At 26.6% G+C, this 25,791-nt stretch carries 25 protein-coding genes, 2 pseudogenes and 1 other annotated feature; of the genes and pseudogenes, 3 read left to right on the forward strand and 24 right to left on the reverse strand.

Annotated features, from left to right (window positions below; all coding sequences use genetic code 11):
• Positions 1 to 20: 20 nt before the first annotated feature.
• A complete protein-coding gene (locus BN1711_RS09110; RefSeq protein ID WP_050607844.1) occupies positions 21 to 1,514 on the reverse strand; it encodes a BCCT family transporter in 1,494 nt (497 codons plus the stop codon).
• 353 nt (positions 1,515 to 1,867) lie between these two features.
• Here BN1711_RS09110 and BN1711_RS09115 point away from each other — a divergent pair, with 353 nt between their 5' ends.
• Positions 1,868 to 2,836, forward strand: a complete 969-nt coding sequence (locus BN1711_RS09115; protein ID WP_050607845.1) for a dipeptidase — start codon at positions 1,868 to 1,870, stop codon at positions 2,834 to 2,836.
• Positions 2,837 to 2,914: 78 nt separating this feature from the next.
• On the opposite strand, the gene BN1711_RS09120 is transcribed toward BN1711_RS09115, so the two are convergent.
• The 7 genes from BN1711_RS09120 to BN1711_RS09150 form a co-directional block, all read right to left on the reverse strand.
• A complete protein-coding gene (locus BN1711_RS09120) occupies positions 2,915 to 3,496 on the reverse strand; it encodes a 5' nucleotidase, NT5C type (RefSeq protein WP_050607846.1) in 582 nt (193 codons plus the stop codon).
• Positions 3,497 to 3,686: 190 nt separating this feature from the next.
• Complete coding sequence (gene sdaAA, locus BN1711_RS09125; protein ID WP_050607847.1) at positions 3,687 to 4,577, reverse strand: L-serine ammonia-lyase, iron-sulfur-dependent, subunit alpha; 891 nt, start codon at positions 4,575 to 4,577, stop codon at positions 3,687 to 3,689.
• A 14-nt stretch (positions 4,578 to 4,591) separates the two neighbouring features.
• Positions 4,592 to 5,266, reverse strand: coding sequence for an L-serine ammonia-lyase, iron-sulfur-dependent subunit beta (gene sdaAB, locus BN1711_RS09130; protein WP_050607848.1), 675 nt, complete (start codon positions 5,264 to 5,266; stop codon positions 4,592 to 4,594).
• A gap of 226 nt (positions 5,267 to 5,492) precedes the next feature.
• Positions 5,493 to 6,749 carry a sensor domain-containing protein gene (locus BN1711_RS09135; protein WP_050607849.1) on the reverse strand — a complete coding sequence of 419 codons (1,257 nt, stop codon included), beginning with the start codon at positions 6,747 to 6,749 and terminating at the stop codon, positions 5,493 to 5,495.
• 140 nt (positions 6,750 to 6,889) lie between these two features.
• Complete coding sequence (locus tag BN1711_RS09140; protein WP_050607850.1) at positions 6,890 to 8,404, reverse strand: LysM peptidoglycan-binding domain-containing protein; 1,515 nt, start codon at positions 8,402 to 8,404, stop codon at positions 6,890 to 6,892.
• A gap of 76 nt (positions 8,405 to 8,480) precedes the next feature.
• Positions 8,481 to 9,851, reverse strand: a complete 1,371-nt coding sequence (locus tag BN1711_RS12600; RefSeq protein WP_164995941.1) for a hypothetical protein — start codon at positions 9,849 to 9,851, stop codon at positions 8,481 to 8,483.
• 64 nt (positions 9,852 to 9,915) lie between these two features.
• Positions 9,916 to 10,743 (reverse strand): CsxC family protein, encoded by an 828-nt coding sequence (locus BN1711_RS09150; RefSeq protein WP_279233076.1) that lies wholly within the window; start codon positions 10,741 to 10,743, stop codon positions 9,916 to 9,918.
• Between the two features lie 208 nt (positions 10,744 to 10,951).
• Here BN1711_RS09150 and BN1711_RS09155 point away from each other — a divergent pair, with 208 nt between their 5' ends.
• The gene (locus BN1711_RS09155) at positions 10,952 to 11,479 is read left to right on the forward strand and encodes a 2'-5' RNA ligase family protein (RefSeq protein ID WP_050607852.1); all 528 of its coding nucleotides are present in this window, start codon (positions 10,952 to 10,954) and stop codon (positions 11,477 to 11,479) included.
• Between the two features lie 81 nt (positions 11,480 to 11,560).
• A complete protein-coding gene (locus BN1711_RS09160; RefSeq protein WP_050607853.1) occupies positions 11,561 to 11,935 on the forward strand; it encodes a hypothetical protein in 375 nt (124 codons plus the stop codon).
• 32 nt (positions 11,936 to 11,967) lie between these two features.
• On the opposite strand, the gene tyrS is transcribed toward BN1711_RS09160, so the two are convergent.
• The 16 genes and pseudogenes from tyrS to BN1711_RS12865 form a co-directional block, all read right to left on the reverse strand.
• Positions 11,968 to 13,167, reverse strand: a complete 1,200-nt coding sequence (gene tyrS / locus BN1711_RS09165) for a tyrosine--tRNA ligase (protein WP_050607854.1) — start codon at positions 13,165 to 13,167, stop codon at positions 11,968 to 11,970.
• 140 nt (positions 13,168 to 13,307) lie between these two features.
• Positions 13,308 to 13,573 (reverse strand) — a binding site (T-box leader).
• Between the two features lie 84 nt (positions 13,574 to 13,657).
• The gene (locus BN1711_RS09170; RefSeq protein WP_050607855.1) at positions 13,658 to 14,389 is read right to left on the reverse strand and encodes a hypothetical protein; all 732 of its coding nucleotides are present in this window, start codon (positions 14,387 to 14,389) and stop codon (positions 13,658 to 13,660) included.
• 85 nt (positions 14,390 to 14,474) lie between these two features.
• A complete protein-coding gene (locus tag BN1711_RS09175) occupies positions 14,475 to 15,278 on the reverse strand; it encodes a Cof-type HAD-IIB family hydrolase (RefSeq protein ID WP_050607856.1) in 804 nt (267 codons plus the stop codon).
• 126 nt (positions 15,279 to 15,404) lie between these two features.
• Complete coding sequence (locus BN1711_RS12605) at positions 15,405 to 15,548, reverse strand: hypothetical protein (RefSeq protein ID WP_163249068.1); 144 nt, start codon at positions 15,546 to 15,548, stop codon at positions 15,405 to 15,407.
• 60 nt (positions 15,549 to 15,608) lie between these two features.
• Positions 15,609 to 16,460 carry a bifunctional 5,10-methylenetetrahydrofolate dehydrogenase/5,10-methenyltetrahydrofolate cyclohydrolase gene (locus BN1711_RS09180; RefSeq protein ID WP_050607857.1) on the reverse strand — a complete coding sequence of 284 codons (852 nt, stop codon included), beginning with the start codon at positions 16,458 to 16,460 and terminating at the stop codon, positions 15,609 to 15,611.
• Positions 16,460 to 17,092 (reverse strand): cyclodeaminase/cyclohydrolase family protein, encoded by a 633-nt coding sequence (locus tag BN1711_RS12445; protein WP_050607858.1) that lies wholly within the window; start codon positions 17,090 to 17,092, stop codon positions 16,460 to 16,462. The genes BN1711_RS09180 and BN1711_RS12445 overlap by 1 nt, the downstream gene beginning before the upstream one ends.
• A 51-nt stretch (positions 17,093 to 17,143) precedes the next feature.
• A complete protein-coding gene (locus BN1711_RS12450; protein ID WP_050607859.1) occupies positions 17,144 to 18,061 on the reverse strand; it encodes a ketopantoate reductase family protein in 918 nt (305 codons plus the stop codon).
• 144 nt (positions 18,062 to 18,205) lie between these two features.
• A pseudogene (locus BN1711_RS09195) lies at positions 18,206 to 19,009 on the reverse strand (pseudouridine-5'-phosphate glycosidase).
• Entirely contained in the window at positions 19,003 to 19,158 is a 156-nt protein-coding gene (locus tag BN1711_RS12755; RefSeq protein WP_243128245.1) for a hypothetical protein, read from the reverse strand. The pseudogene BN1711_RS09195 and the gene BN1711_RS12755 overlap by 7 nt, the downstream one beginning before the upstream one ends.
• 255 nt (positions 19,159 to 19,413) lie before the next feature.
• Positions 19,414 to 21,054: an aspartate 4-decarboxylase gene (aspD, locus tag BN1711_RS09200; protein ID WP_050607860.1), complete on the reverse strand. Its 1,641-nt coding sequence runs from the start codon at positions 21,052 to 21,054 to the stop codon at positions 19,414 to 19,416.
• 394 nt (positions 21,055 to 21,448) lie between these two features.
• A complete protein-coding gene (locus BN1711_RS09205) occupies positions 21,449 to 22,243 on the reverse strand; it encodes an ABC transporter ATP-binding protein (protein WP_050607861.1) in 795 nt (264 codons plus the stop codon).
• The gene (locus BN1711_RS09210; RefSeq protein WP_050607862.1) at positions 22,206 to 23,108 is read right to left on the reverse strand and encodes an ABC transporter permease; all 903 of its coding nucleotides are present in this window, start codon (positions 23,106 to 23,108) and stop codon (positions 22,206 to 22,208) included. The genes BN1711_RS09205 and BN1711_RS09210 overlap by 38 nt, the downstream gene beginning before the upstream one ends.
• Positions 23,109 to 24,116 carry an ABC transporter substrate-binding protein gene (locus BN1711_RS09215; RefSeq protein WP_050607863.1) on the reverse strand — a complete coding sequence of 336 codons (1,008 nt, stop codon included), beginning with the start codon at positions 24,114 to 24,116 and terminating at the stop codon, positions 23,109 to 23,111.
• Positions 24,117 to 24,490: 374 nt separating this feature from the next.
• Positions 24,491 to 24,907 (reverse strand): HutP family protein, encoded by a 417-nt coding sequence (locus BN1711_RS09220; protein ID WP_050607864.1) that lies wholly within the window; start codon positions 24,905 to 24,907, stop codon positions 24,491 to 24,493.
• A gap of 234 nt (positions 24,908 to 25,141) precedes the next feature.
• Positions 25,142 to 25,456 (reverse strand): annotated as a pseudogene (locus tag BN1711_RS12305) (cytosine deaminase); the annotation flags it as partial.
• 71 nt (positions 25,457 to 25,527) lie between these two features.
• Positions 25,528 to 25,659, reverse strand: a complete 132-nt coding sequence (locus tag BN1711_RS12865) for a hypothetical protein (protein ID WP_279233077.1) — start codon at positions 25,657 to 25,659, stop codon at positions 25,528 to 25,530.
• Positions 25,660 to 25,791: the final 132 nt, after the last annotated feature.

The following is a 25,791-nucleotide window of genomic DNA, read 5'->3' on the forward strand; positions in this document are numbered from 1 at the left end:
ACTATATCTTTTATTGCATATTACAATGAAACATCTTCTTGCATTGAAATATCTTCTTCCATTAAACTTTTTCTAAAAGATATCATGGAAAGTATCATTATAAAAACAAATGGAAAAGCTGCTAATATAGACGCTGTTTGTATCATTTTTAATCCGCCTGCTAGTAAAAATGATATAGTTAAGCCCCCTTGTAATATTCCCCATACAAACTTTTTAGTATTTGGTGGATTTAAACTTCCATTTGATGATAACATAGCTAAAACAAAGGTTGCAGAATCTGCTGATGTTATAAAAAATATTAAAGATAAAATCATTATAAGAATATTTATCAATAATCCACAAGGATATTTACTCATAATAACAAAAAATGCTGTATCAACCTTTTGTATTGCAGTTAATATTGTGGCTTTATCCATATTAAATCCCATTGTCCCAAACATAGCAAACCATAAGAAAACCATTAGACTAGGAATTATTAAAACCCCTAGCAAAAATTCTCTTATAGTTCTTCCTTTTGAAATTCTAGCTATAAATATTCCGACTGGTGGAGTCCAAGCTATCCACCAACCCCAATAAAATAAAGTCCAGTCTTTATACCAATTACCATGCAAAAATATATTATTATTAGTTGTAACTAAATCTTTACTATAATATATAATCCCTTTAAATAGATTCTTAAAGATCTCTGATGTAGGTCCAACTATTAATACAAGTATTACAACAAAAATAGCAATAAATATGTTAAGATTAGATAAGGTTTGTATTCCTTTATCAATTCCTGACATAGCCGAACTCATATAACATATAGTTACTATTGATACTATAAGTAATTTAACTTTTATATTTTCAGGTATATTAAATAAATAATTTAATCCCGCATTTATTTGTAATGTCCCCATTCCAAGAGAAGTTATTATTCCTGCTACTGTAGCAAATATAGTAAAAATATCAACTATGCTACCTATTAATCCATTGGCTCTTTTTTCTCCTATAATAGGAATAAGTATACTACTCATTAAAGCTGGTTTCTTCTTTCGAAATTGCATATATGCTAGAACTAATGCTAATATGGCATAACAAGCCCATGCGGATATCCCCCAATGTAAGAACACCTTTTTTAAAGCAAACATTTTAGATTTTTCTGTAAAACCTTTTTCTCCTAAGGGATGTACATAATGAATTAATGGTTCTGCTACAGACCAAAATACTAGACCCATCCCCATGCCTGCACAAAACAACATTGATAACCATGATATAAAACTATACTTAGGTTTTTCATTATCATTACCTAATTTTATTTTTCCATATCTACCTAATGCAGCCCAAAGACAAAATATAAAAAATGAAAGTATTGCACCTGAATATAACCAATAAAAATTATCCAGCAAAAAATTAAGAACATTTGTTGTAATATATCCAAATGCCTTTACATTTAAAAATACAAATATCATTATAGCCATTAATACTATAGTAGATATTAGAAAAACCTTTTCACTTTTAAGCTTATTTATCATAAAACATCTCCCTTTAATATAACAACTTATTTATATAATGATATCAACAACCCTATTATAGCATTGAAGTTGTTAATTGTAAAATATTCCTTTCATATATTCTTTCATTTATAAAAACTCATCATAAACTAACATAAATTAAATAAGGCTTCCTTACTTAAATACAATATCTTTTACTAATAATATTTAGATTTTAAAATTCATATATATAATTACATTATAATGATTTATTTAAATAAACTATTTTTGTATAATTTGTTATAATTAACTGTAATAAGATATAGTAATATAAAAGTAATTGAGAAATTTATCTGTTATAATAATATAAATAAATTGAGAAGTGAGGAATTATAATGAATTTTATTGATTTACACTGTGATACAATTTATGCCCTTATGAATAAAAAAACTTGCCTAAATAAGTCTGTTACTATAAAGGAAGGGGAAACTTTATATGAAAATACTTTAGGTGTGGATTTAAAAAAACTAAATTCTGCTCATTCATTAGCTCAATTTTTTGCCCTTTTCATAGATAAAAGCGAAACTAAAACCCCTTTAAAAACTTGCCTTAAAATGTTAGACTTTTTTTATAATGAACTAGAGAAAAATAAAAACTATATCCGTATAGCCAAAAATTATCAAGATATTGTTAAAAACAATAATGATAATAAACTCTCCGCCTTATTAACCATTGAAGAGGGTGGAGTATTAGAAGGAGAACTATATAATTTAAGAAACTTTTATAGATTGGGAGTCCGACTTATAACTTTAACTTGGAATTTTCCAAATGAAATAGGGTTTCCAAACTGCAAACAAAAATACATGGATAAAGGCCTAAAACCTTTTGGTTTTAAAGTGATAGAAGAAATGAATAAATTAGGCATGTTAATAGATGTGTCTCATTTATCCGATGCTGGTTTTTGGGATGTAGCCAATAATAGTAAAAAGCCTTTTATAGCGTCACACTCTAATGCTAGATTTATAACTAATCACCCTAGAAATTTGACTGATCCTATGATAAAATCCTTATCTGAAAGAGGAGGAACTATAGGTATTAATTTTGAAAGAACATTTTTAGGTGAAAATGATTATGGTAAAATTGCAGATATGATAACTCATATAAAACATATAAAAAAAGTTGGTGGTATAAATTGCATATCCATTGGTTCGGATTTTGATGGTATAGAAGTTCCTAGTGAAGTAAAAAACTCCAGTAAAATATATAAACTAATAACTACGCTGCAAAAAGAAAATTTTACAGAAAATGAAATTGAAAAAATACTTTATAAGAACGCCTTAAGAGTTATACAAGAAATTTTATAAATTTAAAGCTACTATGTGGAAAACTTATATATAAATACATTTACACATAGTAGCTTTTATAATACTGTACTGAACCCTTTATATAGCTTTGTCTTCCATATAAATTTCTTTTACTATATTATAAACTTCCCTCCAATTATAAACCCTTATTATATTATAACCATGAATATTTTTATTGTAATTTGTATCTATCAAAATAACCTTGAATCCAGCCTCTGAAAGTTCCAAAGCATTATTAGGATTATCTTCAATAAATATATCACACTTCAATTCTATGGCCTTTTTTACTTTATAGTGACTACCCAAAACATAAAGTTCATTATAGTTTATTCCATTATTCTCTAGATAACATCTAGTTAACATTTCTAATGATTTATCTCTAGCTGTAACGAAATATATGTTATTGTATTCTTTCAAAATATTTAATACATCTTTTGCATCTTTTCTTACTTTTTCCTCTACAGTATGAATTCTTACTTTATGTTTTTCATAAAATTCATTATACTGCTCCTCCGTAATTCCCATAACCTCGTCTATATTATATTTAGTAACCTCAGAAGGTTTTATATTCTTTTTAAAATGTTTATTAAATATATTTAGCCAATAATAGGGTTCCGTAACAGTTCCATCGATATCTATACAAATATTTAATTTATCCACTATGCCATCCCCTTTCACTTTTGCCTTAACCTTTACTACATTCTATCATATTTAAAATATTGTATATAATCATTTTATTGTAATGTAATATTTATGATACCATAATAAATCATTTCATTCTATTAATAACAATTATTTTTTATATAATATATTTTTGGTATAAAAAAAGGAACTTATTATAAAGTTCCATCTATTTTTTACAATTTGCACATCCAAATACTTTTTCCTTAAGTTTAATGCCAGAACAAGTAGTTGCAACTCCTCCTAAAGCTGTTTCTCTTAAAGCCTCTGGAAGCTGTTTCCCCACTTTATACATAGCTTCTACCGCATCATCAAAGCATATATGACTTTTAACCCCTGCCATTACCAAATCTGCTGTAGTTAACGCACTTACTGTGCCTGCTATATTTCTTTTAGCACAAGGAACTTCTACAAGTCCTGCTACAGGATCACATACAAGACCTAGAACATTTTTAATAACTATGGCTGCTGCATCCAAAGCCTGATCTACTGTTCCTCCCATCATTTCTACTACAGCTGCTGATGCCATAGCCGCAGCTGATCCACATTCTGCTTGACATCCTCCTTCTGCTCCTGCTGTAGTAGCATTTTTTGTAATAAGTATACCAACTCCTGCTGCTGTGAATAATGCTTTTACTAACTCATCACTATCTTTTTTTAATTTTTCCCCTGCAGATATTATTACAGCCGGAAGTATACCTGAAGAACCTGCAGTAGGTGATGCTACAATCTTACCCATAGCTGCATTAACCTCTGATGTTGAAATAGCCCTTGCCATAGCCTTTACCATAAATTCTCCTGTTAATGTATTTTCATTTTTAGAATAAGTATAAAGTTTAACTCCATCTCCTCCAATTAATCCACTAACGGATTTAACCTCTTTTTCACAACCCACCTTAGAAGAATGTTTCATTACTTCAAGGCTTTTTTTCATAGAGTTAAATATTTCTTCTTTACTTAATCCATTATTTTCTGATTCTGTTTCTAAAGCATATTCCCATATATTACAATTTTTAATATTGCAAATATCTATAAGCTCTTTACCACTATTTACAAACATCCTATTTATCCTCCTTATTTAATTGGATTTATAACTTTTACATTTTGTATGTTAGGAATAGTTTTTATCTTATCTATTATACCTTTTGGTATAGGAGCATCCGTTTCAAAAGTCATAGTGGCCTGAAATCCCTTACTTTGTCTGAAAACCTTCATAGTAGCTATGTTTATCTCCTCTGCATACATCATAGTACTGATTTTAGATATAATTCCCGGCACATCTTTATGATGAGTTATAATTGTAGGGTTGTTTCCAGTAAATTCTATCGGTTGTCCATCTATTTCTGTTATTATTATATTTCCTCCACCTATAGAAGATCCTACAATTTCTGATATTTTTCCATCTTCTTTTTTTATTATAAATTTAACAGTATTAGGATGAACATCTCCTAAATCCGATTCTATAAATTCATATTTTAACCCACTATCTTTTGCTATACTAAAAGAATCTCGAAGTCTATCATCCCAAGGATCCATGTTTAATATACCTGCTATTAATGCCTTATCTGTACCATGACCTTTGTAAGTTTTGGCAAATGATCCATGAAGTAAAAATTTAACCTCTACAATCTTTTTATCTCCTACTATAGAACTTGCAACCTTAGCAAGCCTTGCAGCTCCTGCTGTATGAGAACTTGAAGGACCTATCATAACTGGACCTATTATATCAAATACACTATAGTCTTTCATATTTTCCTCCCATTCCTTAGATGTTTTATAATTTATTTTTATTATAAATATTATTCATATTAGTGATTAAAATTTCACTTTTTTGAATTCAATTCTTAATTTTAGTATACTGTATTTATATTTTTTTTCAATAAAATTTCTAAGTTATTATATAATTTTTTTAATGTAAAAAATAACAGTAGCTAAATGAAACTTACTACTGCATTATACCTATAGTATATTTTTGTTAATATAAAGTTTGATTTTTACTATAAATTACAAACTTATCTTTTCCTAATTTTTTAGCCTTATACATAGCCTTGTCTGCATTATCAATTAATGTCTTAATATCTTGTCCATCATCAGGAAAGAAACTTATGCCAATACTAATTTTAACATTTATATTTTCACCATCTAGGTTAATGTCTTCCTTAAAAGATTCTAAAATTTTTAAAACTACTTTTTTAACTTTACATTTATCTTTAATATTTTTTAATAAAATAATGAATTCATCTCCTCCAAATCTAGCTATTATATCTCCTTTTTTTAAAATATTCTTAATTCTGCTGGAAACTACACATAAAATTTTATCTCCTATACAATGACCATACATATCATTAATATTTTTAAATTTATCTAAATCTAAAAATATTATAGCAAAACACTTATTTTCTTTTAACTCATTATTAATCTCCCTATAAAATCTGTTTCTATTAGGTAAATCTGTAAGTCCATCAAAATAAGCCATATGACTTGTTTCATCTCTAAATTTTTTTATTTCAGTTATATCTTTTATATAGGATATTATGGCTACTTCCCCTTCCATATTTATAAACTTACATACTTCTTCTGTATAAAAATTTGTACCATCTTTTTTTCTATATACTTTCTCTAAAAACTTATCCTCTATAGGATAGTACATTTCTATATTTTCATTATAAGGTATAATATCTCTTACATTTAATCTTCTCATTTCCTCTTCAGTATATCCAAATAAATTACAAGCTGAATTATTAAAATACAAAAATCTCCCATATATATTTCTTATGATAACTGCATTACTACTAGATTCAACTATGGATTTATATATTTTTTCCTTACTTTTTAATACTATTTCTCTAATTTTATATTCACTTATATTATTAAGAATTAAGAAAAAATATTTTCTTTTATACTTTCTCAAATAAACTTTAATCCAGTTATTCTTTTCTATAAAATAATATTCAAATTCAGTGTCAGACAGTTTATTATTCCACATATTATTTAACTCTTTTAATATAAACTCTCTATAATTATCTAAATACCCTATTTCACTGGCCCTTCTATTTTCTATTTTTTCTTTTAATATACCTATGAATTTTTCAAAGCCTTTATTTATCTTAATAAAAATCCAATCACATATTTTTCTATTATCACTTAGAACAATTTTACAGTAACTATAAGCTATTCCCAACTCTTCTATTACATATAAATCAGCTTTATTCTCATAATTTTTATTTTCCAAAACCTACTCCTCCTCATCTATTGCTACATTATGGAGTATGTATTTTTAATTAAATTTAACCCAGGACATACGTACTGGGTAAATCTTTTATATCCTTATATAATTTTATTATATTTTAGTTTAAGTTATTAATAAAAAAACTAATATCTTTCCACTACTACATCATTTCTTATCATATTCCAAATCTCAGGATCCTCCATACCCAATCTCCAAAGTGCTACTCCTCTTATACCTTTTTGGAAAGCTAACTGTATTTTCGCGTATATACTATCCTTATCTTCAAACCACACCTCATGTTTATCTCCACTCTCACTTATATAACTAAACATAGGAGTCTTAGTTGTCTCATCAAATATAATTTCCTTATTATACTTTCTTGCCAAATCTACTGCCATTTCATAAGTTACATAAGTATTACCTCCTGTTGTTAAATTGAAATCAAATCCAAATACAGAAACAGCCCCTACTACTTTTTTTCTTGAAACTCTTGTTATAGTATAATTTAAAACCCTATTCATCCAACCTATAGATACTACAGGTCCTGGCCCACTTCCTGGCCATCCATGTTCATTGTATAGCATAACTATAAATTGATCTACAGTAGATCCTATCACACTATAATCAAAAGGATCAGAAAATGGATTAAAAGGTTCATCACTTACTCTAGCAGGTATAGATACTGAAAAATAATATCCATTTTTTCGTAATGCTGCACCTAATTCTAAATATAATAATGATAATTTTTCTCTATCTTCTATATGAACATCTTCTATATCAATATTTACACCATCAAAATTATATCTTCTAATTAATTCTATTATATTATTTATAAATATGGCTCTATTTTCTTTGGTGCTTACTAATTCTTTTACTAAATTTTTAGCAAAATTTACTCCTCCATTTTTATAGAGAAGATTATGAACTAAAGCTAACATTTTTAAATTATTTTTATGGGCTATATTAACTAAATTACTAATCTCATCATCTGTAAATTGTCCAAACTTTTCAATTTGTGTAGCATTATTTTCATCTATTCTAAAAATAAACATAGCTACTTCTGATAGGGAATTTATGTTATTAATAAAAGAATTATATGATGATGGTAGTGTAGGACCCTCTGATAAAGTATAAAATCCATCTATAGCTGATACTGGTTTCATAGTGCCATAAGTTTTAAATTCCGTCACTGTGGATGATACAAAAGCCTCATTTCCATTAAATAATCTCACTTTATACCATTGACCTTGCACTTTTAATATAGGCAATTTTGCACCCTTTACCATTCTGTATAAAATATCTGAATTCAAAGAATCTTCTCTTCTTATATTAGCTATATCACTTCTAACTATAGCTTCTGTATATAGTGGTATTTGCAATATTTGCCCTATATCTAGATTAGTAGATGGTAAATTATTTAATACTACCAGACTTTTTACAGTAGTATTAAATTTTTCTGCAATTAGATACAAACTATCTTGAGGCTTTACCATATATACTGATACCGGTATGAAAAGCTCTTGACCTATATATAATTCATTACTAGTAAGTCCATTATATTGTTTTAATTCTTCCACAGAAATACCATAACTTCTTCCAATATTAAATAAAGTATCTCCTTTTTTTACTCTATAAACTACGTTAGGTTGTCTCCACATAAATTTATCTCCTTTAAATCTATTGCTATAATTTATATTATTCTAATTAACACAAAAGTTGATTAATGCAGTAGATTTAATTTTTATATTCTGTATACTTATTTTGTAAAAAACTAATATTTAAATTTATAACCATGCTCTCCTTTAAACTATAAAATATATTTTCCCTTTTCAAATTACAACTAGCATCTTTATGTTCATATTTTAAATGGCATTTAACTGCAAACTTTTCCAATCTTCCATATAATATATTATTATGTTTAAAATCATTATTATCAAATACTATAGGTAGATATTTATCATTTTTATTAAATATATCTATATCAAATTTTAGATTACTAGTAATTTTAAAATCTTTATATGCTATTAAGCCTTTTTTACAGGTTAATATTTTATCTCCATCTATTGAATCTAAAATACTATACTCTATAAAACTTCTTACATAACCTTTTATAAAAACTGTAGAATTATTTTTATAACTTAACTTTACTAATGTTCCCTCCTCAACAAATACTCGATTTTCAACATTGTGAATTTCTATAAATCCATCTTTTATTTTAATATCATTAATTAAACTTATTTGTGTCTCTAAAGACTTAACAATAACTGGAACATTAATTATAATACTTTCATTTTTTTTATCTACTCTATCTTCTTTATCTATATTCTTTGCCTTAACTACTTCTTTTACTTTATCTATATTTTCTTCTTTATTTATAATCTTTTCTTTATCTACACATATTTTTTTGCCCATAACATATTCTTTATCTACATTCTCTACCTTACTTACTTCTTCTCTACTTATATTCTCTCCTTTGTTTATAGTTTTTTCTTTATCTATACGCTTTTTTTTATCCATAACATATTCTTCATCTACATTCTCTACATTACTTACCCCTTCTCTACTTATATTCTTTCCTTTGTTTATAGTTTTTTCTTTATCTATACGCTTTTTTTTATCTATAACATATTCTTCATCTACATTCTCTACCTTGCTTACTCCTCTTCTACTTATATTTTCTCCTTTATTTATAGTTTTTTCTTCATCTATACACTTTCTATTATCTATACTATTTTCTTTGGCTATATCTTCCAATTTATTTATACTTTTTTCTTTATGTATATTTTTTACTTTATCTATAACATTTTTTTTATGTGAATCTTCTCCTATATATATATCTTTACTCTTATCTATTATCTTTTTTTTATTTATATTCTTTTTATCATGGCACATTTTTTCTTTATTTGTAATATTATAATCTATTTCTTTTCCTTCTAAGGTCAAATTATTATTAACATCTTTTTTGATAATATTTTTGTGGTTGGTTTCTCTATTTTGTACATTTTGCACAAAATATAAAATCCATTGATTTTGCAAACTAATTTTTTCATTGTATAAAATTAAAAATAAAAAAAGTAGTCGTTGGAAATTCATCATATTTTTCACCTACAAATAATACTATGTAAATTATCCACACCTTACTTTTATATAAGGTGTGGATAATTAATATTTAACAGTCTATAGATACTTGTTGTACTTGTAATACTTTAATTCTTACATAAACTACCATTTTTTGTAACAGTTCATCATATTTTTTTACTCCTGCAAATTCGCAAGGTTCCTGCTGAATATCAGCTTGAAATATTCGAGATCCTTCTAATTCGCAATAAGGTTTTTCTGTAAATCTTACTTCATCTTCTAAATATTCTTCACAATCCATTTTACCTATTCTTTTTTTCTTACAATTTTCATTACATGGTCTATCATCACAATATAAATCCGTTCTATTTTGAGGTAATCTTTCAAATAATATTGGTGGATTTACATAATCAACTTCTGTAACACAATTAAATGGAATCTTTTCTGTAGTATGGTTTATATCTCCACTAACTGCATATTTACTAACACAATCAGCTGAAGCATATTCTATATTTTCTCTCACATAACCACTTATAAATAACTTTCCAGTAGTAGGAACTCCATTTTCCGTAATTCCTATATTTGGTATCAATTCACATTGAGTTAAATATACATCTTTTTTTATTCTTTTAATTTCATAATATTTTCTTTTTAATTTTAATCTAGCTTCTACATCTATTTGTACATTTTTTTCTGCTAAAACTACTGGTGTTTTTACAACCACAGGTCCATTTATTCCTTGTGGAGTAAGATTTGTTCCATTGGATAAACATAAAGTTTTACTACTTAATACCTTACCACAACCAAAATTGCATTTACCATTACCTGTATTAGGATTGTTATCTGTATTAGAAGTGCTATCTACACTAGAAGTATTATCTATTGTTTCGCAATTTTCATTATATTGTTCTATATCCAATTAAAATTCCCCCTGGTTTTTTTGTTTTATATTTTTTATTTTTTACTCTTTTGTTTTACACTTTTTTGTTTTTATTCTTTTGTTTTATACTATATAATATGGTGGACATACTATTTTGCTACTATAAATCAAAAATAAAATATTTTTAAATGATTAAAATATATTTATATTCATCTATATTATTAAAATACTGAAAGGGGATTTTACTATGGAACGTTATGTTATAGTTTGTTTAGTAAAAGGAGAAGCTTTAAAATTTCATGAAAGCTTAGTTGGAAATGTATGCTTTAAATTTAAAGTTAATAGACAAAAACTTCCTTGTCACTTTACTATAAAAGCTCCTTTTGAAACAGATAATATAAAAAAAGTAGAAAATTTAATAGAGGAATTCACTAAAGATAAGACTAAAGAAGACCTAAGAATTAAAGGCTTCAATCATTTTGGAAATAGAGTTGTATATATGGAAGTTAATCCTTCAAAAAATGCAATAGATCTCCATAATAATTTTATATATAAACTTAAAACTTTAAACGAAATCTCTTTTAAAGCAAATGAAAACAAAAATAAAGTTTTTCATTGTACTATTGTAACTAAATTTCCTCAAGAGAAATTTTCTCCTATATGGGAATATATAAATAATTTTTATCCTAATTTTAATACTTATTTTGATAATATATCTATACTTAAATGGAATAAAAATAAATGGATAACTTATAAAGAATTTAAATTAAAATAATACATTATTTAATTTAAAATATTAGCATTTATAAAATTTAAGAATAGTATGGTAATGTAATTACTTTTTAGGAGTTAAAAAATGTGTCCTTATCTTTATTATTTGCTCTACAATAACAATTATATGATGAGAGGTTATAGGCAAACCCCTATAGGACCTCCTCCTAGTTGGTCTCCAATGAATTCGCCTGGATCATCTGGGCCTCCAACTTCTCCTCCACCAAATATCACTCCTTCTAAATCAGAAAATGAACTTGGAGTTAAAGCTGTTGATCCTGGCTCCATAAGATTTTGCAGGTATAAATTTACTTATATCTGGCCAAGTAGAGGTAGACCTTTCTGGGCTTGGATTGTTTTTATAGGAAGACGTTCTATATCAGGTTGGAGATGGACTGGTTGGAGATGGGTATATTTTGGTATGGATCTTAGACAAATTGATAGTTTTACATGTTTTTAAAAATATAGAGCCTTTTAAAGGCTCTATATTTACTATTTTATTATTATTTTTATAAATTTTTTCTTTCCTACTTGAAGTATGTCTTCACTTTTTATTTCTGTATTATCATCTGATTTTTCACCATTTATTTTTACTGCATTTTGTTTTACAAGTCTTCTTGCTTCATTTCTACTTGGTGCAAAATTAGCCTTACATATTAAATTTACAAGATTAAGTTCATCTTGTGCTACTTCTAAAGTTTTTATATCTTCTGGAATATTTCCTTTTTGGAATATATTTTTAAAGTTATCTTCTGCTTTTCCTGCTTTTTCTTCTCCGTGATATAATCTAACAATTTCCTTAGCTAACTGCATTTTTATATCTCTTGGATTTATCTTATCACTTTCTAATTCCTCTTTTATCTTTTCAACTTCATCTGGATGTACATCTGTAGCTAATTCATAATATTTTATTATCATATTATCTGGTATAGACATAACCTTACCATATATATCATTAGCTTCCTCATTTATTCCTATATAGTTTCCTAGACTCTTACTCATTTTATCTTTTCCATCTGTACCTTCCAATAAAGGCATAAATATAGCTATCTGACTTTCTTGTTCATAATCTTTTTGAAGTGTTCTTCCCATAAGAACATTAAACTTTTGGTCTGTTCCCCCAAATTCTATATCAGCTTTTAAATGAACTGAATCATATGCTTGAAGTAATGGGTAAAAGAACTCATGTATTCCTATACTTGAATGATTTTGGAATCTCTTTTTAAAATCTTCTCTTTCAAGCATTCTTGCTACAGTGTATTTTGAAGTTAACTCTATAGTATCTCTTAAAGTTAATTTACTAAGCCATTCGCTATTAAATCTTAATTCTGTTTTTTCTCTATCTAATATTTTAAACATTTGCTCTTCATAAGTCTTAGCATTTGTTAATACTTGTTCACGTGTTAAAGGCTTTCTAGTTTTTGATTTTCCTGTAGGATCACCTATCATGCCTGTAAAATCTCCAATTAGTATAACTGCCTTATGACCTAAATCTTGAAGTTGCTTTATTTTTCTTAAAACTACTGCGTGACCTATATGGATATCTGGTGCTGTTGGATCCAATCCTAATTTAACTGTTAATGGTTTTCCTGTTTCTTTAGATTTTTCTAATTTCTTTTTTAAATCCTCTACGTCAATAATTTCGTCTGCTCCCTTAGCTATTATCTTTAATTGTTCTTCTACAGATTTCATAATTACTAATTCCTCCTTAATTTTTCTTTATAAATATAACTCGAGAAATGTACATTTTCATATTTTTAATTTTTTATTAAATAAAAGCTAGCTTTTTAATATTATCTATAATAAATAAAAAATCCCGTCTCTAGATAAATCTAGAGGACGGGAGTTATACTCACGCGGTACCACCTCGTTTTATTAAATACATTACTGTATTTAACCTTAGAAAGTACGATACTAAAAAGTATTTATACTTTAGCACTATAACGGGTGCAATTAACCGAAAACAGCCTACTACCTAAAAAGGGTTTGGTGATTAGCTCAGAGATGTATTCAAAATAGCTTTCTATACTCTTTTCCAGCAACTAGAGCTCTCTTTAAAAGAAAATCCATTTTTACTCTTTCTCTTCATAACTTTCAATTTAGTATTTTAGTGAATTATAGCATAGCATTTATATATTGTCAATTTGTTTATAATAATATTTTTGTAAAATTAGATAAATTATTATCTCCTAAAAATTTTATTTACGTTATTATAACCACTTAAACTTAAAAATATTTGGCTTGGAAGATAAAATATCCAAATTAAAGAATTACTTATATTTTCAAAACCATTATATTTTAATACTAAATAATCATCAATATTATATAGTGCTACATTAACATCACAAAATAAAAATAAGATTAATCCTAAAATTATTAGAATACATGTTTTCTTTGAAAAAAATTTCCTTTTAAAAGTACCTAAAGAAATTATTAAACTATGGATTAATATTAATCCATAAACTAATGAAATAGAAATTATAAAATTATTATCATGAAATAAATTTATATAATTTAACAACAGAAATAAAATTATATAAATCATTAATATAAAAAAATAATTATATGTTTTTATATTCTTTCCCCTATTGTGTCTTATTATATAAGTAAATTGTACTAAACAAAAAAATAATATACCTAGTACATAATTATTTATAATAAGAAAATTGAAATCTGCTATAATCGTAAATAATAACGCTATTCTAACAAGATTTTTATCTAAAGAATCATATTTGTCTTCCCCAATCAATAAGGTTATTATAAAACATATTAATATTCCTATATATTTTAATAAATTAGAACATCTCCATAAATTACTTTTATTAAAAAAATCTATAGTAATAAATGTGCAATAGTTTATAATATTTAACCATGTTAAAAATCTTATAAATTTATATTTATAATTTTCAATCACAAAAATTATCCTCCGAAGCTTTCAATATAATTTATTACTTATATTATTGCCAAAGCTTCTTAATAATCTTCGAGTTTCTCTTTTTTTATACAATCTGAAGCTTATTTATATAATCATTAATTACATTATAAACTCCATTGTTATTATTACTTTCAGCTATAAAATTAGCATTTTGTTTTACATCCTCTGGAGCATTTTCCATAGCATAGCTATAATAGGCCTTTTTAAACATAGCAATATCATTATAATAATCACCAAAAACCATGGTGTTTTTTTCAGAAATGTTAAATTTCTCTTGAAGTATTTTTATAGCATTTCCTTTACTTACTCCCTTGTTCATTATATCTATCCAACAATCGCCAGATACTACAAATTCCAAATTAGGACTTAAATTTTCTTCTAAATATTCAAGGGTTTCTTTTCTTACTTTTCTATGACAATAATATGTTAATTTATATATAGGTTCTTCTACCTCATTAAAACACTTTACTTTTTCTGACTCTACTTTAAAATAATTAAATCTTTCTAATAAATTATTAGAAGGTTTTACTGTATAAGCTTTGCTTTCTCCAGCTAAAAATAATTCCTCTTGAAATTGTAATTTTAAATTTTTTACGCTTTCTATATCTTCTTTACTTATAATACTTGAATACAATGTTTGTCCATCTTTATTATATTTTATAATAGCTCCATTATGAGCAATAAATATCATATTTTTATCAGCTTTATCAAAATTATTTACTAATTGGGAATAAAATCTCCCACTAGCAGCTACAAATTTTATATCCTTCTTATATAAAATATTTATTAAATTGAATATTTTTTCACATATTATTCCCTTATCATTTATTAAAGTTCCATCTAAATCTGTTGCTATAAGCTTTATCATTAAATTTCCTCCCTGTACTTATAATTACTACATTATAATAACATTTATTTTATAATTCTCCAACAAATTAAACATAAATAGAAAAGAAGCACATCAAAATGTTTTGAAATGCTTCTTTTTTGCGTATTAACACTTGTTTCTTGTACCCTGTCTTGCTGCTATTTTACTAGAATTTCCTGTATCCATAAAACCTGTTTTAGAATTTCTACTATTTTCAGTACTATCTATAGCCTTTTTGTTCTTATCTTCTATATTATACTTCCTACTCATAACTTCACCTCTTACTTTATAGTACATAAAGTATTATCTGCAAAATTTAAAATAATATTATTAATTATTTTGTTTTTCTGAAGCATCTACTATATGTTTCAATAAAAGAGAGGTAGTTACAGCTCCTATCCCCCTTGGCACAGGGGTTATAGCTTTTAATTTTGTATTTACATTATCAAAATCTACATCTCCACATAAGTTTCCTTCTTCATCCACATTAATGCTTACATCTACAACAATAGAATTTTCATTAAAATATTCTTCCCCTAACATTTTAGCCCTTCCTATAGCTGTAATTACTATATCTGCATTCTTTGTTATAGAAGATAAATTTTTTGTTTTTGAATGAGCTATAGTAACAGTAGCATCTTCAGACAAAAGCATCATACTTAATGGCTTTCCAACTACCATACTTCTATTTATTATAACTATATTACTTCCTCTAAGTTCTATATTGTAATATTTTAAGGTTTCAATGGCTGCTTCAGAAGTACACGGAATAAATCCATTTAACTTACCTTCAAATATTTTTTCTAAGTTTAGTGGATTCATACAATCCACATCTTTGCTTAATTCTATAGAAGAATTTATTACATCTTGATCTAAATGTTCTGGAAATGGCCTAAATACTAAAATACCATTAATTTTTCTATCCTTATTTAATTTTTGTATTAAACTTAAAACATCTCTTTGAAGTACATTGTCCTCTAATTCATATACATTAGTATCTATACCTAAACTAGTGCAATTTTTCATTATACTCTTTTCATAAGATATGTCATCTTCCTTATTTCCTATACGTACAATAGCAAGCATTGGGGTTATATGTTTTTTATTTAATTTTTGTACTTTTAATCTAATATTATTTTTTATATTTAAAGCTATATCTTTTCCATATAATATTTTAGTCATTATTTTCCCCCTTTTATTAAATTTTCTACATGCTCTTTTACATCTTCTGCTCTTTTTGAGTACTCTAAAACTAAATCATCTATCTGCTTTTCTAAAGCATTCTTCATATTTTTATTTTTCATCATATTAGTATTTATATAAACATTTAATCTTGAAGCTTCTAAAGCAGATTTACAAAATAAAACCCCTACTGCTACGTCGCTTATTGCAATTTTGGTTCCTTTTTTTGATAATTGTTCATGGAGTTCAATTGCTCTACAACAAGTTTTTGCAACTTCCAATGGTACTAGACTAGCCTTTTCCAATACCTCCTCCATAACCTTTTCTTTGTATTTTATTTCTGTATCAGTATTTTTAGGAAGTGAATACGCTTTTGATAATGGATAAAAAACATCTGCATCCTTTTGAACTAAAGTTTCTAATTTTTTTATTAGCTCTTCTCCTTCCTCTAATATAGATTTTATGTCCTTTTCCACATCTTTATATTTTTTCTTTCCTACTGTAAGATTTCCTACCATATTTCCAAGAGCCATACCTAAAGCTCCAACATAGGCACAAGCTCCTCCACCACCAGGTACTGGACTTTTTGAAGCTAATACATCTATAAAATCCTTACAACCTTTTTCTAACATAAAATACCTCCTAAAACTAATATATAAACATTACTTCATCTTTGCATATAATTATTTAAGTTTAAATTCTAAAGCTTTTACTAAATTAGTTAACATCTCATTTACTGGTGTAGGTATTAAATATTTTTTTCCTTCTTCTACTATAGATTTATTTATAGTATCTATTTCAGTTCTTCTTTTATGTAAAATGTCTTGTAACATTGATGATTCATTTTCACTAGTATTAAATGCTACTTCCTTTACTTTTTTTATACTATGTTTTAAATTAAAATTAAAACCTTTTGCATTGGCTACTTTGACCGCTTCTTCAACTGCCTTTTCCATAATATCTAATGCATATTGATTTTTTAACAAGTATCCATTTTTTATGTTTAATATAGCTGTTATAGCATTAATACCTACATTTATAACTAACTTATTCCAAATTATTTTTATAGGCTCTTCACAAATTTCTGTTTTAAATCCTGCCTCATTTAATATATTATAAATTTCATACAACTTGTCTTTATTTTTCTTATCTATAATTCCTATATGTGTATCCCCACATCCCCCATGCTTAATATAACCTGATTTAATTCTTGTACAGCCATGAGATGTAGTTCCAAAAATTATATTTTCTATAGACACATATTTATTTATTTTTTCTACATTACCATAACCATTTTGTAAGGTCAATACCATAGTATCTTTTCCTATTAAAGTTTTATTTTCTTTTATAACTCTCTCAGTATTTGTAGATTTTACAAATACAATAACTAAATCTGCAATACCTATACTATCCGAATTTAAAATAGCCTTAGGATAGGTTTTTACACAACCTGTATTTTCTTCAATTATTAAACCTTCTTCATTAATCTTATTTACATGCTCTATCCAAGGATCTATTAAATATACTTTTTTATTATTTTTAGATAAATATCCCCCATACAAACACCCCATGGCACCTGCACCAATTATAGCTATCTTCATAAAATTCTCTCCTCAATAATATAAATCTATTAACTACTATTTTACACCTTTAATAGAAATCCTTCCAAAAACAAAAATAAGCCTAACTTTTGAATAAAGTTAGGCTTATTTTTATTATGCAAATTACAAATTTTAACCTGTTAATTATAATCTAGCTAATTCTATAGCTAAATCAGATGCTACAGCTACATTATTATAAACTAATTTTATATTAGATTCAAGGCTTTTTCCTTTAGTTATTTCTTTTACTTTGGCAAGTAAAAATGGTGTAGTTTCTTTTCCCTTTATTCCTTTTTCATTAGCTTCATTTAAGGCATCTTCTATAGCTTTATTTATAACATCATAACTCATTTGATATTTTTATGGTATTGGATTTGCTACAACCATTCCCCCTTGTAGATTTAAATCCCATTTAACCTTTAATGCTTTTGCAAAATCTTTTGCTGTATCTATCCTATAGTCTACCTTAAATTCACTTTTTCTAGTATAGGAGGCTGGTAATTCCTCTGTTCCAAAACCTACCACAGGCACCCCTTGGGTTTCTAAATATTCTATCCTAAATCTAGTATAGATTTAGCACCTGCACAAACTACTGCTAAATTTGCAATAATCATAGTAGATGAAACTGTAGTTGCTCCATCTAAATTTTTTAGATATTATAAATGGTATATCTCTTCTACTTGTTTTAATAACTTCTGTTCCTTTTTTTCCTAGGTATTCTATTTCATCTTTTGTTAAGCCTACTTTTAATTTTCCATTTAATATAGCTATAGTTGCTAGTATTGCTCCCTTATCCCTTACTATTTTTTCTACACTTAAAGCCGTTTCTACATTTTGTGGATATGACATTCCATGGGATATTATAGTAGATTCTAATGCTACTACTGCTTTGTTTTCCTCTAGAGCTTTTTTAACTTCTTCATTAATTTCTAAATATTTTTCTAACATAATCCAATCTCCTTCATCTTATTATTTATATTCTCAACTGATATATTAGAATTAATAGTCTCTTCATGAGATAAAGCTAGTATAGAAGCTACCATTGAAAACTTTGTAATATTTTCTATAGAAAAATCATTTAAGTAACTATAAACCATTGAAAACGTCTCTTTTACTTTTTATAAAATCTAATGGTATTTTATCAAATATATCCATGTGAGCTATAGCCACTATCATATATCCTGTTTCATTTAATATAGATAGCTAGGTAGACGTAGCATTTTCTTGCATTATTATTTAATATTTCTTTTTTATAATAATCTAGCGTAATATAAAAAACTATCATCTACAATTTAAGTCTTGTAAATGATAGTTTTCTATTAATTTTTTGATTACTCGTTAATAATTTTAAGTTATTTTTTTGCGGAAGTATGAAGTTTCCATTCCTTTACATATTCTTCTAAAACAGTATGCAGTACAGTTCCTATTTTTGAATATGCCTCATCATTAAGATTTGCTAGTGATATTCTAATAGACCATTCTGGTCCATAGAATCCTCCACCACCTAATAAAACTATAGAAGATTTTTCGGCTAATCTTAATAATATATCTATAGGCTTATAATTTTTTTCTAAATAACTACTAAATTTCTCCCCATAATAGCAATTTGCCCACTCTAAAAGATCAAATTCAGTATAGTAGGATGCATCATATTTATCTTCTTCTAATTTTAATCCTAACCCCTCAAATAATAATCTTTTACGACGTCTACATATGTTCTTGGTTAGGTTTTTATATTTTTTTTCTTTATCTAACACATCAAATATTGAGAAAAAGGCCATCTGTACTTGTTGAGGGGTAGAGAGTCCCGCTGTATGATTTAAAGCCACCTGTCTACTATCTGCTACAATTCTATCTATAAAAGGAATATCTTCTGGATTAGTAGATAATGCTTCATAACGTTTCTTTAATGCTTCTTTTTTATCTGAAGGAAGTTCCTTTATCAATTTATCAAATACATTTTCTTCATAAAGAGCAATAGTACCAAGTCTCCATCCAGTTACACCAAAGTATTTTGAAAAGGAATAAACACCTATAGTATTAAAAGGTAAATCTGCTACTAAAGAAGTAAAACTATCTACAAAAGTTCCATATACATCGTCAGAAATTATCATTAAATTAGGATTATTATTCTTAACTATTTCAACTATCTTTTCTATGGATTCTGGCTTTATTGCAACAGATGGTGGATTACTTGGATTCACTAAGAATAAGGCTTTAATATCTGGATCTTTAAGCTTTTCAATTTCACTTTTGGGATATTGCCATGTATGTGTGCCATCCTCAGTGGTCTCTGATGCTCTAATTTTTACAACATTAAAATCATAACGAGGTATTAAAGGTATCTCTAAATAAGGTGTAAATATTGGTGTCATTAATGCAATTTTATCTCCTCGATTTAATAGTTCATTTGCAATTAATGAATCAAATATATAACACATAGCTGCAGTAGCTCCTTCTACAGCAAATAAATTGAAGTTACCTTTTAATTGTTTATTGTAACATATTTCCTCCATTAAATAATCTTGTACTACTTTTTCTATATGTGTAAGCATTCTATCTGGTACTGGATAGTTATCTCCTATAATAGCATCTGCTAATTCATATACCCAATCATCCTCATTAAACCCTTTAACCTTTATACCATAATTTATTATGTTATTTAAAAGTTCAATTGAAATTTCACCTTTATGTTTTTCTATATAATTATTAAACCTTTTATAAATACCATCTTTTTGAGGCATTCCAGCTAAATCTCCATCATTCCATACTCTACGAGATTCTTCTACTGCAAATTGACCAAATGAAAAAAAAGCTTCTCGAGGAGTTGCTGCAATCCAGTTGGGATTTCCTCTTCCTGCATCTAATAATACATGAGCACTTTTTTCTCTTGGTCCTTTTGCAAAACTTATTAATTTATTTTTTAATTCAAAAGGACTAACTTTTCCATAGATTTTTTCTAGTTCCATACGTTGAAGATTATACTTATCCATTATAAAAACTCCTCTCTAGTTATAAGAAGTTACTGTAATTATGAAAATTTTACATAATTTAAGTTTATGTTATGCAAGTCTTCTTAAAAATATTCTTACATTAACTTCTATCTTTTATATAATATTTTCCAGTTTCATTGTCTACTATTTCTTTTTAATTCTGAAAATAATCATACATTCTAAACTAAAAACAAAATTGTTTTAACTCTATAAATAATATATCAAAAAATACCAGTACATGTAACATCTTGTTATCAATTTTACATTTTTATAATATATATATAACTTAAAATAGATATATTAATAATAAACAAGCTATAATTTTCACAAAATAATAAATATAACCTCAATACTTTACCATTAAGTATCGAGGTTATATTTAAATTATATATAGTTAGGAAAATAGTACTCTATCGCTTAAATTATCACCTAATTTTATTTCTTCAAAACATTTAAATAATTTTTCTTTATTTAAATGCTCTTTACTTTCTCCATTTATGTCTAAAACTATGTTACCTTTGTGCATCATAATAAGTCTATTACCATAATTTATAGCTACATTTAAATCATGAGTTATCATTAATGCAGTCATTTTATGTTCTTTAACTATTTTATTGGTAAAATTCATTATTATTTTAGAAGTTTTAGGATCTAACGCAGCAGTGTGTTCATCAAGCAATAATAATTTTGGTTTTTTCATTACTGCCATTATTAAAGATAAGGCTTGCCTTTGGCCTCCTGATAATGAACCTACTTTTACATTTAATTTATCTTCTAGTCCTAAATTTATCTCCTTTAGCATTTCTATAAATAAAGATATATTTTTTTTGTCTATAGCTTTAGTAAGTCCAAATCTATGACCTTTATTATAAGCCATAGACATATTTTCTAATATAGTCATAGAAGGAGCAACTCCTTTTGATGGGTCTTGAAATACTCTTGCTATATACTTAGAATTTTCATATTCTTTATTAAAAGTTATATCTTTATTATCTAATAGTATCTTCCCTTTATCTAGTTTTATATTACCAGATATCATATTTAATATAGTAGACTTGCCTGCCCCATTACTACCTATTATGCTTATAAAATCTCCTTCATTTATATTTATATTAAAATCTTTAAATAACTTATTTTCATTTACTGTATCCCTATTGAATACCTTGCATAGATTGTTTATCTGTAACATTTAAATCCCCCTCTTTTCTAGCTTTTTTATGTGTTAGTGTAAAAGGTTTATTATTTATGCTTAAAGCTATAACTACAATAACTGCAGTAACTAGTTTTAAATCTGTAGGTGCTAATCCTACCACTAATGCAAAGGCTACAGCTAATTTATAAACTAAAGCTCCTAAAATTACTGTAGTAGTTTGTTTTAAGAATTTTATATCTTTAAATACAGATTCACCTATAATTACAGATGCAAGGCCCATTACTACTATACCAGTTCCCATACCTACATCACAAAATCCTTGATATTGAGCCATCAAAGCCCCTCCTAAAGCTACCATACCATTAGATATCATTAAGCCTAATATTTTTATCGCATCTTTATTAACCCCTAGAGATGTAACTAACTGTTCATTATCCCCTACCGCCTTTAATATAAATCCTGTGTTTGTACTTAAAAATAAGTCCATAGATATTTTAACTATTAAAAGAATAACTGTAATTATGATTATAGGATACATAGTCTTTGAAAATAAATGAGTTCTATCAAATAAAGGTATATTAGATTTTTTCATTATTCTTAAATTAACAGAATATAAACCCACCATAACTAATATGCCTGAAAGTAAGTTACTTATTTTAAACTTAACATGAAGTATTCCTGTAGCTAATCCTGCTATAGCCCCTCCAATTATAGCTAAAGCACATCCTATTATGGGATTCATTCCTTTAACTAAGCATATCCCTACTATAGCTGCTCCTAATGGGAAAGTTCCATCTACAGAAAGATCTGGAAAATCTAAAATTTTATAAGTTATATAAACTCCGAAACATACAATAGAAAATATAAATCCTTGTTCTAAAACACTTAATAATATATCCATCTATTTTACACCATCCTTAACTTTTTCTGATTTTTCCTCTATATTCTTAGGAATATTTATATTAAGTTTCTTAGCCATTTTTTCGTTTACTACAAGCTGAGTATTTTTCATGAACTTAATGTTCATATCCTTAGGATTTTCGCCATTTATTATTTTTAAAGCTAAATTAGCTGATTCCTCACCTAACTTATAATAATCTATACCACAAGTTGCTAAAGCTCCTCCTTGTACGTGTGCCTTTTCTGAGCCCATTATTGGTATATTTTTTTTAGTGCACTCACTACTTATAAACGGCATAGAAGATGCCACTGTATTATCTGTAGGTATAAACATTATATCTACTTTATTTAAAATTGAAGCTAAGGATTGGTGAATATCATTCACATTAGTTATACCTTGTTTAACAATTTTAAGTCCAAACCTTTTAGCAGATTTTTCTGCCTCTTTAACTTGAATCTCTGAATTTTTTTCACTGGTATTATATAAGATACCTATAGTCTTTTTCCCAGGCAATATTTCCTCAATAAGTTTAAAATTTTCATCTATAGATATTTTATCGGAAACTCCCACTACATTAGTTCCTGATTTATCCACAGATTTTACAATACCTGCCTGTACAGGATCTGTAACCGCAGTCATAACTATAGGAATATTCTTTGTTGAATTGAAAGCTGCTTGCGCAGATGGTGTGGCTATAGCAAAAATTATGTCTTTTCTTTTGGCTGAAAATGTTTGAGCTATAGTTTGAATTGTAGTCATATCTCCTTGTGCATTTTGAAAATCAATTTTTATATTTTCTCCATCTTTGTGACCTTTTTTATTTAAGGTATCTACAAAGCCTTTTCTTGCTAAGTCCAATGCAGGATGTTCTAAAATCTGCATTATACCTATATTAATTACTTTTTTATCCTTTAAATTTCTAGAGCTATTAATTTTTAAGCAAACTCCTAAAATTACTAAAGATAAAATTATAGATATAAAAATACCTATGTTTTTTCTTTCTACCATGCTACCATCCTCCTAATGTATTAAATTTTATATTTTGAAAGCTTAATAAATTTCAACCTTTAATTTAGACAATAAAAAATCTCTTCCTGTAGAAGAGTACAATTAATAAGCCTTTTAAATAAAGGTTAAAAAATATCTACTACCAAACTACCATGCTACAATTTTTCACTACCATACTACTTTTATAAATCAATACCAATTTGATTTATAACCACTATACTACTTTTAAATTTATAACTACTACACTACTATTTTAATCATCTTAAGTTTTAAATTATTATGCCAATAAAAAATATTTTAGAACTATTATACATATTCTCAAAATTTTTGTCAACTAATATTTAATTTTACAGTAATAAAATTAAATAAATACTTTATAAATCTGGAATAGAACGATGACCTAAACCTATTACAACTTCATTTAAATGTAAAAGTCCTATACTCATAAATATACAAACACTTAAATGTTCTCCTGATTTGGCTATACCTATCTTTCCACCTACATTTAATCCGTTAGCTTTTTCCATAACCTGAAATAGAGCCTCCCTTGTAGCTCCTGCTACAGCACCATCATGTACATGACATTCCTTGGTTAATCCTGATCTTTTAGCCGCTACTAAAGCTCTTTCTATTATTTTACTCATAGATACATTTATATTCCCACCTACATCCACAGCTGTTGTTAATATACCTTCTTTTTTATATTTATTCATTAATACTTTTTCTTCTTCTCTCGAAGATATGGACATTTTTACAGAAGCCTTAGCTACTTTTTCACTTTCTATTTTCAAAATAATACCTCCTATTATGTTTTATAAAAGAGATTTATCATAAAATTAAGCATTGCCCTGAAAATTCACAATTCACTTAAAATCAGTTTAATTATAACATATAAATATCAATATAAACATTTTTTATTTATAATAAAATGAAGGTAGTAAATTTACTACCCTCATTTCAAATAATTAATTTAATATTATTTATTAAATTGCACTATTTTTAGTTATTAAGTCTAAATATTTATTTATTTCATCATATCCCATAAGTTCCTTAATCCTTATTATACCTCTTCTTTTCGGATAAGTATCAAATCTTCCCTGAAGATGAGTATTAACCAGCGGATTAGCTACAAAATCTATTTTAGATATTTTTAAAAGTCTAAATTATTTATATGTATAGGCATTATTGTAAGAATGCATTGCTATAGTATAACTTGCTGTAACTCTTTCGCCAATGTTATTTTCATAGGCCCTTGTAGCTACTACTTCTATAAGTCTAGATTGTTCATCATCTATTTCATCACAATGTACATCTTTTAATGCTTCTTCTACAACTTCAAAACCACCCTTAAAATATAATATTTTTTCCACCTAGAACTGCTAAACAAATTGTTTAAAATTAAGCCCTATCCCTAAACTTCCTCCTGTCCACATACTTGCAGAGAAAAAGTAAATCCAAGCATTACCATAAGCATAGATAAAAATCCCCCTTTTATCTTTTTCACCCACTGCCTATAAAGAAAAATCGTGATCATAATTTTCATTTTTGTTTATAGTTTATCCTTCTCTTCTAGTTCAAAATTTTTGATTAGATAAACTAGTACTTAAAAAATAAAGGCTTTTGTCAATACTGACAAAAGCCTAAATCACTAATTAAATTTTAATATACCCATAAT

The organism is Clostridium niameyense (assembly GCF_001243045.1).
Classification (GTDB): domain Bacteria; phylum Bacillota; class Clostridia; order Clostridiales; family Clostridiaceae; genus Clostridium_F; species Clostridium_F niameyense.

Excerpts from the sequence above, each read along its gene's own strand:
- BN1711_RS12755 (WP_243128245.1), bottom strand. The coding sequence starts at position 19,158 with ATGGTTTATAGTTACTTAAATGATTTTTCTATAGAAAATATTACAAAG.
- BN1711_RS12865 (WP_279233077.1), bottom strand. The coding sequence starts at position 25,659 with ATGAAAATTATGATCACGATTTTTCTTTATAGGCAGTGGGTGAAAAAG.
- BN1711_RS09140 (WP_050607850.1), bottom strand. The coding sequence starts at position 8,404 with ATGTGGAGACAACCTAACGTAGTTTATAGAGTAAAAAAAGGAGATACT.
- BN1711_RS09175 (WP_050607856.1), bottom strand. The coding sequence starts at position 15,278 with ATGATAAAGCTTATAGCAACAGATTTAGATGGAACTTTAATAAATGAT.
- BN1711_RS12450 (WP_050607859.1), bottom strand. The coding sequence starts at position 18,061 with ATGAAGATAGCTATAATTGGTGCAGGTGCCATGGGGTGTTTGTATGGG.
- BN1711_RS09160 (WP_050607853.1), top strand. The coding sequence starts at position 11,561 with ATGTGTCCTTATCTTTATTATTTGCTCTACAATAACAATTATATGATG.
- BN1711_RS09110 (WP_050607844.1), bottom strand. The coding sequence starts at position 1,514 with ATGATAAATAAGCTTAAAAGTGAAAAGGTTTTTCTAATATCTACTATA.
- tyrS (WP_050607854.1), bottom strand. The coding sequence starts at position 13,167 with ATGAAATCTGTAGAAGAACAATTAAAGATAATAGCTAAGGGAGCAGAC.
- BN1711_RS09180 (WP_050607857.1), bottom strand. The coding sequence starts at position 16,460 with ATGACTAAAATATTATATGGAAAAGATATAGCTTTAAATATAAAAAAT.
- sdaAA (WP_050607847.1), bottom strand. The coding sequence starts at position 4,577 with ATGTTTGTAAATAGTGGTAAAGAGCTTATAGATATTTGCAATATTAAA.
- BN1711_RS09210 (WP_050607862.1), bottom strand. The coding sequence starts at position 23,108 with ATGGATATATTATTAAGTGTTTTAGAACAAGGATTTATATTTTCTATT.
- BN1711_RS12445 (WP_050607858.1), bottom strand. The coding sequence starts at position 17,092 with ATGTTAGAAAAAGGTTGTAAGGATTTTATAGATGTATTAGCTTCAAAA.
- BN1711_RS09205 (WP_050607861.1), bottom strand. The coding sequence starts at position 22,243 with ATGTTACAGATAAACAATCTATGCAAGGTATTCAATAGGGATACAGTA.
- BN1711_RS09215 (WP_050607863.1), bottom strand. The coding sequence starts at position 24,116 with ATGGTAGAAAGAAAAAACATAGGTATTTTTATATCTATAATTTTATCT.
- BN1711_RS09115 (WP_050607845.1), top strand. The coding sequence starts at position 1,868 with ATGAATTTTATTGATTTACACTGTGATACAATTTATGCCCTTATGAAT.
- sdaAB (WP_050607848.1), bottom strand. The coding sequence starts at position 5,266 with ATGAAAGACTATAGTGTATTTGATATAATAGGTCCAGTTATGATAGGT.
- BN1711_RS12605 (WP_163249068.1), bottom strand. The coding sequence starts at position 15,548 with ATGAGTAGGAAGTATAATATAGAAGATAAGAACAAAAAGGCTATAGAT.
- aspD (WP_050607860.1), bottom strand. The coding sequence starts at position 21,054 with ATGGATAAGTATAATCTTCAACGTATGGAACTAGAAAAAATCTATGGA.
- BN1711_RS09155 (WP_050607852.1), top strand. The coding sequence starts at position 10,952 with ATGGAACGTTATGTTATAGTTTGTTTAGTAAAAGGAGAAGCTTTAAAA.